The 8,461-nt window shown below is 53.8% G+C and carries 9 protein-coding genes; 1 reads left to right on the top strand and 8 read right to left on the bottom strand.

Annotated features, from left to right (window positions below; genetic code table 11):
- Positions 1–43: 43 nt before the first annotated feature.
- A complete protein-coding gene (locus DWV16_RS18450; RefSeq protein ID WP_087286542.1) occupies positions 44–235 on the bottom strand; it encodes a transposon-encoded TnpW family protein in 192 nt (63 codons plus the stop codon).
- A 107-nt stretch (positions 236–342) separates the two neighbouring features.
- Positions 343–2,235 carry an AAA family ATPase gene (locus DWV16_RS18445; RefSeq protein ID WP_242985068.1) on the bottom strand — a complete coding sequence of 631 codons (1,893 nt, stop codon included), beginning with the start codon at positions 2,233–2,235 and terminating at the stop codon, positions 343–345.
- On the opposite strand from DWV16_RS18445, the gene DWV16_RS18440 reads away from it, so the two are divergent.
- Positions 2,234–2,416 (top strand): hypothetical protein, encoded by a 183-nt coding sequence (locus tag DWV16_RS18440; RefSeq protein ID WP_118043022.1) that lies wholly within the window; start codon positions 2,234–2,236, stop codon positions 2,414–2,416. The two genes, DWV16_RS18445 and DWV16_RS18440, sit on opposite strands and share 2 nt — an antisense overlap.
- A 65-nt stretch (positions 2,417–2,481) precedes the next feature.
- Here DWV16_RS18440 and mobQ read toward each other — a convergent pair whose 3' ends face one another.
- From mobQ to DWV16_RS18410, 6 genes are all read right to left on the bottom strand, one after another.
- Positions 2,482–3,990, bottom strand: a complete 1,509-nt coding sequence (gene mobQ / locus DWV16_RS18435; protein ID WP_117534725.1) for a MobQ family relaxase — start codon at positions 3,988–3,990, stop codon at positions 2,482–2,484.
- 231 nt (positions 3,991–4,221) lie between these two features.
- Positions 4,222–4,518 (bottom strand): DUF3847 domain-containing protein, encoded by a 297-nt coding sequence (locus DWV16_RS18430; RefSeq protein ID WP_117534724.1) that lies wholly within the window; start codon positions 4,516–4,518, stop codon positions 4,222–4,224.
- Positions 4,519–4,601: 83 nt separating this feature from the next.
- Positions 4,602–5,171 carry a hypothetical protein gene (locus tag DWV16_RS18425; RefSeq protein WP_117534723.1) on the bottom strand — a complete coding sequence of 190 codons (570 nt, stop codon included), beginning with the start codon at positions 5,169–5,171 and terminating at the stop codon, positions 4,602–4,604.
- Positions 5,172–5,248: 77 nt separating this feature from the next.
- On the bottom strand, positions 5,249–5,545 hold the full coding sequence (locus DWV16_RS18420) for a hypothetical protein (protein ID WP_117534722.1): 297 nt from the start codon (positions 5,543–5,545) through the stop codon (positions 5,249–5,251).
- Between the two features lie 171 nt (positions 5,546–5,716).
- The gene (locus DWV16_RS18415; RefSeq protein WP_117534721.1) at positions 5,717–6,043 is read right to left on the bottom strand and encodes a TnpV protein; all 327 of its coding nucleotides are present in this window, start codon (positions 6,041–6,043) and stop codon (positions 5,717–5,719) included.
- Positions 6,040–8,400: a recombinase family protein gene (locus DWV16_RS18410; RefSeq protein WP_117534720.1), complete on the bottom strand. Its 2,361-nt coding sequence runs from the start codon at positions 8,398–8,400 to the stop codon at positions 6,040–6,042. Before DWV16_RS18410 ends, DWV16_RS18415 begins: the two co-directional genes overlap by 4 nt.
- Positions 8,401–8,461 lie beyond the last annotated feature (61 nt).

Below are 8,461 nucleotides of genomic sequence, written 5' to 3'. Positions count from 1 at the left end.
TTCGGGTTTTGTCAATAAGGAACAAGAAAATAGTATCTTGCTTTTAAGCGGTTTCATCGCCGCTGTCGTTCTGGATAAGGCGCACAACCTTGTCCGTAAAGGTTTCCCGGCTGGTTTCGCTGAAATGGATATGAATGTCAAAGGTCGTGCCGCCGATGTTCTTCACAAGGTCGGGTTTGGCGGTCAGAGGGGAAACGGCTGCGGGGGTGCTGGTCTTGCTGGTTTCATTGTTCATAGGCTCTCCTTTCAAAGATAAAGCCCCATGTGGTCGGCACATGAGGCGGTCATATCGGGTAAGGGTGCAAGGGTGCAACAATGCAAAGGTATCTACGGATTGCATTCTTACTTTGCACTCTTGGCTTCGTTCCTGCGATAGTACCATTGATTTCCCCGGCGTATGACTTCTATCCGGGTATCAAGATTGCGGCGGGCATTTTTAACCGTCCTCTCGGATATTCCAGCTTCGGCTGCGGCCTTTACAATGTCCTCGCTGGCAAGCTCTTTCCCGTCTGCGAGTAAGTCAAGTATCAGCTTCTCGGCCTGTTCGGTCTTGGTGGTGGTGTTCCCGCCCGCGCCGGATAGCAGTTCGTCGGCGGTTATGTCGTATTCGCCTATCCATGAAAAGCCTGTTTCCGGGTCAAGGCAAAAGGCAACGGGCTTGCCCTCCGGCGCAAGGGAAGATTTGTCATGGACGATAACACGCACATTCGGCTCCCGCTTCACGCGCCCGATCAGCAGGACGCTCCTTGCTGCGGCGCGGAAGTCGATAGAACCTAAGCCCCGGTATGCGCTCTGCCCTCCGGCAGCTTTGTTCAAGTGTCCGATAAGGATAACGGCGCACCCGGTACGCTCGGCAACATCGGCAAGGCGGCGGAACATGGGGCGCACTTCGTTTGCCCTGTTCATGTCGGTTTTCTCGCCCATGTACGCCTGTATGGGGTCAAGGATAATCAACCGCGCCTCGTTCTGCGTGATTGCCTTTTCTATGCGCTCGTCGGAGAGAGTAAGCTCCCGCTTGGCTTCATCAATCACAAGCACGCGGTCAAGGTCGGCTTCGGCTTCTATCAAGCGGGGCTTGACGGTATCGCCCAGCCCGTCCTCGGCGGTCTGGTAAATCACTTGGAATGGCGGCAAGGGCTTCATTCCCGGCAGCGTTCCCCCGGTGGTGCAGGCGGCGGCAAGGCGTAGGGCAAAGGTGGTCTTGCCCTCGCCGGGATTGCCTTGCACAATGGTTACTTTTCCAAACGGGATATACGGCTCCCATAGCCATTCAACGGTCTGTGTGTCAACCTCGCTCATGCGAATAATCTCGACGGTTTCTTCCTGCGGCGGCTCTTTCAAGCCGTAAACCGCTTCCCGGATATACTTCCCGTCTGTGATTTCTGCCCGGTGCTGCAATACCTCGTTCCAGTCCTTAAACAGCGGCACAAGGCGGTGGACGGTATATCCCTCCGGCACAAGCTCCGCAAGGCGGCTGCAAGCGTCGTTTCCCGCTTGGTCGCTGTCAAGGCAGAGGTAAACGGTCTTGATGTTTGGGCGGTCAGAGAGGAAACGCAACAGGGCTTTTTCTCCCACGCCGCCCAATGACAAATAGCTCTGTTTCTGCCATGCCTTTTTGAACAGGCAGAGGAAAGAGAGCAGGTCAACGGGGGCTTCAAAGACAAAAAGCCTGTCGCTCTCGCCCCGGTAGCAGAAATTAAAGGCTTTGTCGCTGCCTTTCACATCAAGCCGGAAGTTTCCCGCCGTCCCCTTGCTGTGGGCGTAACGCGGTATTCCGTCCTCGTCCCGCCCCACAAATACGGCGTTGTGGTGGGCTGCGTCCTCGTAAATATCGCCGCGGGCAAAGAAAAAGCCCGTCACATCTTCATCAATGCGGCGGGCTGCTGTGAGGTAGTTCCTCGCTGTTCGATTGTCGCTGTTTGGGGGCGGTAGCCGGAAGTCGGATAGGGACGCGGGGCAAGGTCTGTCCGGCGGCGGTACGGCTCCCTTTTCTCCTGTGAGAAGTTCCACGGCTTCGGTGAAGCTCTTGCCGAAAAACTCCATGACAAAATCGACGGGGCCGCCGCCCTTGCTCTGGCTGTGCCTGTACCATTTGTTTCCCCGGACGGTCAAGCTGTCGTGCCGTTTCCAGCGGTATTCATTTCCGGCGCGGGTAAGCTGCTCGCCCTGTGATTGTAGGAAAGAAACAAGGTCGGCTTGGTTCGCCCGGTCTATCTGTTCTTGGGTGTAATACATGGTTGATACCTCTCTTTCTGTGGTTGAATTGTTCACAGATTTCAAATATAATGGGGTTAGCAAGTTGGATTTAAGAGGTGATCTTATGATTGATTTAATAGTTGATTTCCTTGCAACCATAGGTGATATAATTGTAGATATATGGGTAAATAAGATTGTAACAAAATTCAAAAAGAAATGAGTCGCCTTTTATCCATCCAATAGTACAGAGGGCGGACAAGCCGAACAGCTTGCCCGTCCTTTCCTTTATCGCTCCTGTTCCTGCCGCTTGGTGCGGCTCTGCGTCTGTGCCGGTTGGTCGGCGCGGAGTGCAATATCCACGCATTTGCGGATTTTTTGAAGCTCGGCAACTTCGGCGCGGGTATCTTTCAGCGTTTCATATTCCGCTTCCCGCTGTGCTTTGAGGGCGGTATATTCTTTCTCCCACGCGGAGATCGGCAGGGTTTTCACGCCCTCCGGCAAATGGGCATGGAGATAGCGGTTTGCCGCGTCCCATAGGGTAAGCTCGGCGCGGCGGGCTTCCGCAAACTTCTCCTGTTTTCCTTTCCAGCGGATTTGCCGATACTCGTCCTGTATGGGCTTGTAGGTTTGATAATTTCTGCCGTACTCCATGAGTTTTTGCAGCTCTTTCATGCGCTGCTCGGCGGTTTTCATTCCCTCCCGGATTGAATAGGCTTTATCGCTGACAGAGGAAAGAGCAGCGTCCAGCTCGTCAAGGGTGGAAATGCCATGCTCGGAAAGATAGTTGACCGCCTTTGCAACGGTTTTCAGTTCATCGGCGGCGTGCTGCCTTTGCCAACTCTGCGAATACTTCCGGCTCTTTTCTCTCTGAACGCTTAAATATTTCATCAGCAGATTTGCAAGGCCGGGGGATTGCGGGGGCTGCTCCGGGGCAGTTTCCCGCGCCTTGAACAGTTCGCCAATCCATTCTTTGAGCTTTCCAATCTGCGCCCGGATTTCCCGGATAAGGCGGTTTGCCTTTTGGATATTCCGGTTCAGCTCGCCTTTCTCGGTGGCTATGCCTTTCTTCTCCATTTGACAAGCCGCTACGCCCATGTGGACGGTAGGCAGCTCGTCAATGCCGCGCTCGGCGTTGCTGCGGTGGTCGATACGCTCCGGGTGTCCGGCGCGTTCAAGGTAGGCGTTTGAAATATCCGCCCATGCCTTGCGCCACAAAAGCGCGTTGCCCTTGTCGTTCCAGCCTGTGAGGTCAACTTTGTGTGTCTTATATCTGCCGCTTGGCAAGCGTATGCGCTCGCCGTTTTCGTCAAGGTCATATTCCTTTTTGGACTTCGCCGCCCATGCGCCGCGCTCGTCAAGGGGGCGCATGGTAAGCATGATATGACAATGGGGGTTGCCGCTGTCAGTGTCGTGAATGGCAAAGTCAACGCACATTCCTCTGGAAACAAATTGAGAGGAACAGTATTCCCGGACAAGCCGGATCTGTTCCTCTCTGGATAATTCTATGGGGAGTGCTGCGTCAATCTCTCTGGCAAGCTGGGCGTTCCCGGCTTTCTCGTAAAGCTCCACACTGTTCCATAGGGTAGCGCGGTCAGAGAAAGAGGGCGGGGCATGGGGCGGCAATAGGATTTCCGTATGGACAACGCCGCGCTTGCGGGTGTAGTCATGGGTCATTCCGTCCCACTCGTTTGTGATTTTCTCGCCGCTTCGGTAGGCGGCTGCGGCAACGGCTGATTTGCCCTTGCCCCGGCTGACAATGCTGATATTACAATGATAGATGGCTATGGGTATCACCTCCCGGATAGGATAACAAGACCCGCAAAAATGGTACAGACACCAACGGCGGGTGTACTGTTTTTGTGGGTGTGCAGGGATAGCCGCGTAAGCGGCGCAAGGGGTGCAGCCCCTTGTTGCGGCAAAGTCGCCATATCGGAGCGCGGGGAAAGTTCCCTGTGCGGAGATGAGCCCTCGGCAGAGCGCACACGCCCGCAAGGGTGTATAAGTGCGCCCTTTGTTCCAAAGGGATTACTCCGCATTCCCGTCCCCGGCTCGTTTTTTCAAAAACTCCTGTGCTGGCTCGCTCATCAAGGCAAGCCGTAAAAAGGCTTTCGCGTCCTCGTCCGGCATGGCAATCAGCTCCGGCACAAGGCTCTCCATGAAGCCGCCGCGCTTACAAAGCCTGTGGTTTCTCGCCTTGCGTTCCTCGACGGATAGCTTCTGCTTGATGATTTTCTCCCGGTTTTCAAACTGCCGGATTTTCTTCTTGCCTTCCTCAATCTCGGCGGTCAATTCCTCACGGGTTTTCTCCCTCGGTTTCGTCATAGCTGGTCGCTCCTTTCTGCCCGTAGGCATGGAAAAAGGGCAGTCGATTTTCTCGGCTGCCCTTGTGGATAATATATTTAGTTTTAATAAGCAGAACTTATAATTTCAAAGCTTAAATTCATATCAGCATTTGCGGCTTTTTCTTCATTTTCTATTGGTTGTATCACAAATTCAAATGTAGGCTCATAGTCCCCGTCCTGCAAGGTTTCTCCACCCAAAATCTCGATATGATACCAGCCATTTGCAAGTTCGACAATTGGCTTTTTATTCTGTCTGTAATAAGAAATTAGAGTTTTCACTTTTTCGGGAGTAAACTGTTTTAATATGTGCCATGTAAAAAGCATAAGCATATTATTATCCACTTTGAGGGAATAACCACTCCTTCTAAACTGCAATCGGCTTTCCCCTTTGCACAACTCCGGTTTATCACCAGAGAGATTAAACAATACGGTATAAGGATAGTTTTCAATGCCACTCATGGGGATAACAATACCTTCACTAAAAGCCCTATCCCCACTTTCATTTGTGGTAAATTCCGTTGCCAAATCGTCTGAAAGATTATTGGCTCTTTTCCAACTTTCCAGTAGTAAAATGTCACCAAGAATAAAATAATTAACAAGATCGTTTAATACTTCCGTAAACTTATATATCATAGTAAACCTCCTCAAAATTTCGATTTGTTGTTCTTTTTTCAAGAGAAGTATAGCACAGGATTATGAACAAATCCACCTCATTTCAGTCTGCTGGCGGCATTGTTTTCCTTGGCAAACTGCCGCGCTGCTTCCCGCCGTTCCTCACTGTATGGGGCGGTCAGACGGAAAGAGAAGCGGCCTTTCTCAATATCAAACTCCATGCAGCCCGTTTCCGGGTCTGCGTCGGTCTGCTGGCAGATCGCCGGATAACGGCGGCTGTATGCAAGCAGACGCTTCTTCAAGGCGGTGTTGTGGGTGCGGATATGGATAAGGGGGTCTTTCTCGTCAAACCAAATGTCGGTGGTCTTTTCCCGCTTGGTAAGCCCTGTTCTCATAAGCTCTCCTTTCTGCGCCCCTGTTATGCAATAGGGGCATTTTTCGGGTGTTTTCTCCGGCTCTTGACTTGGAGAAAACGGCGTTTTTGACGATAAAAACCGCCCGGACGGGGAATGGTTCGTCAGGGCGGCTGTTATCGCAAGATTTCCGATTTTTCCGGCTCTTGACCGTTAAACATAGATTAACTCATGCATTACGATTTCCTCGGCTATCGCCTTGCAGTTGTTCATCAAACCTACCCATTTCATCGGGTCGGCGGCTTTGAGGGCTTCGGTGGCTCCCGCTTCTCTGGCAAGGCGGGGCATGAGGTAGTCCAGCATATCCCGCGCCGCCCGGTCTGTTTCCGCAAGGTGGGGGTATAGCTTCTCGCTGGCTACAAGGGCGGTATAAAGGCGGTGGCGGTATTGTTCCAGATAGGCTTTCCGCAGCCGCCCGTAGTGGCCGATATGGGGCTTTGGGGTAATGGGGCGGTTCCCGTTATCAATCAATCTTCTCATGCGATTTGTTCTCCTTTCTCGTCGTGCTTCTTCCTGTGGTAGTTCTCCCGCCTTGCAGCAAGGAAGTTCTCATACCGGGCTTGGGCTGCGGGGTTTCCGGCTGCGGCTTCCTCGTACATCTTCTGGCGGGATTTCTTGGTGGCTTCCGAGTGGTAAGCCCGCCGCCTTGCAAGCTCGGCGGCTGCGGCGGGGTCGGTTTCCGCTTGGGCTTTCAGTTCTTGGTAGGCGTTCTTCTTCCGGCTCCGGCTGGCTTCAAGGCGTTCTGTTTCCTCTGGCGTGAGGGGCTGTCCCGCGACTTGCGCGGCGGCAAGCTCTTTGAGCGTCCGGGGCTTGGGCGGCTGCGCTGCTTTCTGCCGTTCATACCATGCCTTGTGCTGGCGGTTTTTCCTCTCGCGGTAAGCGGCAAGGCGTTCTGCTTCCTCCGGCGTGAGGTCGGCTCCGGCCTTTTGCAGCGCGGCAAGCTCCTTTAAGGATTTCGGCTTCGGGGGCTTGGGCGGCTCGGCGGCTTTCCGTTTCTTCCGCCATTCCTTTTGCCATGCCCGGTTATGGGCTAACCGCGCTTCGTCTGCCGCCTGTTCCTCCGGGGTCAGCAAGCCCGCTTTCTTCCTCGCGGTAAACTCCCGCTTCTCTGCCTTGCGCTTTTCCTCCCGCGCTTTGGCAAGCTCCTGTGAACGGGCTTCCTTTGCCGCCTGTTCCTCCTGCTGGCGGCGTTGTTCCTCGGCTTCCATTGGGGTAACGATATGGGCGGGGACTTCAAACGCGCCGATGAAGTTGAGGTAAATATCTATCCGCTGGCGGCGGCTGTTCCCGCGCCCCTCGCCCTCATGGACAACCACTTTCTCGATAAACTCGTTGAGCATGGGCGTTGTCAATTCGGAAAAGTCGGTGTAGCGGCTCACAAGCTCGATAAACTTATCTGTTTTCAGCCTGTCGGCGTTCCAGCTCTCGATTGCTTCCTGCCATTGTGCGATAGCGGCTTCCAGCCCGGTCTGTTCCACGTCATATTCGGCAAGCAGACGGGTAAAGTGCTTATCGGGTATCTTGCCTGTGGCGTTTCCCTCGTACAGCTTTTTTACAAGCCCGTCCAGCTCCTTATACCGCCGCTGCGCCTTGCTCACTTTCTGCCGGTACTCCTTGACGGCATTTTCTTGGTGCTGGTCGGTGGCTTTCCGCACACGCTCGATAAACTCCGCTTCATTGTGCCGTACATACCAGCTCACGCGCTGGATTGCGGCAAGAATGGCGGCTTCCATTTTCGCGGTGGGGATATAGTGCATGGTGCAGTCGCGGGTAAGCTGGCGGTAGCTGGAACACACAAAAGCGTCGTCCAGATACTTGCCTTGCACAAGGCTGCTGCGGTGGGTCAGCTTCGCGCCGCAGTCGGCGCAGTAGAGAAGCCCGGTCAAGCGGTTTGGGGTGTTCTGCCGCTTGGGGGCGCGGCGTTTTGTTCCCATAAGCCGCTGGACGGTGTTCCATGTTTCCTCGTCCACAATGGCGGGGATTTCCCCGTCAAAAATATACTGTTCCTCCGGCGCGGTCTTGCGGGTGCTTTTGGTCTTGTAGTTCTCGCAGACGGTTTTCCCTAAAACCTTGCGCCCTGTGTACTCCGGGCGTTTGAGGATATAGCTGATAGTTGTTGTTGACCATGCGTAGGGGTCTGTGTACTTCGCCGACCGGACGGGTGCGCCTATCCGCTTCCAATGCTCGGACGGGATAGGGATTTTCTCGGCGCGGAGTGCCCTTGCTATGCTGGCGATACTCTCCCCGGCAACAACGCTGTGGAAGATACGGCGCACAACGGCGGCGGCTTCCTCGTCGATTACCCATTCGCCCTTGTTCTCCTTGGACGCAAGGTAGCCATAGCTGACGCTGCCGGAGCAGCGCAAGCCCTTTTCCATTCTCGACTTGAAAACGGTCTTGATTTTCCGGCTGGTGTCGGCAACATACCACTCGTTTATCACATCTCGGAAAATGGACATTATATCAAAGCCGTTGGCGGTATCAAGGTTGTCATTTGCCGCAATAAAGCGTACATGGTACTCGTCAAAGGTGCGCTTCAAAAGCCCCACTTCGACAACATCACGGCCAATCCTGCTTTGGTCTTTGATAATGACCGTAGCCACATTTCCCGCCCGGATTTCTTCCAGCATAGCGTCCAGCCCCGGACGCTTGAAAGTCGTTCCCCGCACTCCGTCATCGGTGAAGTGCCGGATATTCGTAAAGCCGTTCTTTTGGGCGTAGTCCTCCAAAATGCGCTTTTGGTTTTCTATCGACACGCTTTCCCCGGCTCGCTCATCGTCATGGGAAAGACGCTCGTACAGGGCTGTGATTTTTCCCTTGTCCGGCTGTTTCTTCATGGGGTGTAACCTCCTTTCTTGAGGGTGCGCGCTCCCTTTATCCTTATTGTAAATTACCATT

It is taken from the genome of Anaerotruncus sp. AF02-27 (assembly GCF_003465835.1).
GTDB lineage: Bacteria > Bacillota > Clostridia > Oscillospirales > Ruminococcaceae > Anaerotruncus > Anaerotruncus rubiinfantis.
The sequence above is the reverse complement of the archived record's forward strand: the minus strand, read 5'-3'. Positions and strand labels throughout refer to the sequence as shown.

Coding starts and splice junctions, on each gene's coding strand:
- DWV16_RS18415 (WP_117534721.1), bottom strand. CDS start 6,043: ATGAGAAGATTGATTGATAACGGGAACCGCCCCATTACCCCAAAGCCC.
- DWV16_RS18450 (WP_087286542.1), bottom strand. CDS start 235: ATGAACAATGAAACCAGCAAGACCAGCACCCCCGCAGCCGTTTCCCCT.
- DWV16_RS18445 (WP_242985068.1), bottom strand. CDS start 2,235: ATGTATTACACCCAAGAACAGATAGACCGGGCGAACCAAGCCGACCTT.
- DWV16_RS18420 (WP_117534722.1), bottom strand. CDS start 5,545: ATGAGAACAGGGCTTACCAAGCGGGAAAAGACCACCGACATTTGGTTT.
- DWV16_RS18425 (WP_117534723.1), bottom strand. CDS start 5,171: ATGATATATAAGTTTACGGAAGTATTAAACGATCTTGTTAATTATTTT.
- DWV16_RS18410 (WP_117534720.1), bottom strand. CDS start 8,400: ATGAAGAAACAGCCGGACAAGGGAAAAATCACAGCCCTGTACGAGCGT.
- DWV16_RS18440 (WP_118043022.1), top strand. CDS start 2,234: ATGGTTGATACCTCTCTTTCTGTGGTTGAATTGTTCACAGATTTCAAA.
- DWV16_RS18430 (WP_117534724.1), bottom strand. CDS start 4,518: ATGACGAAACCGAGGGAGAAAACCCGTGAGGAATTGACCGCCGAGATT.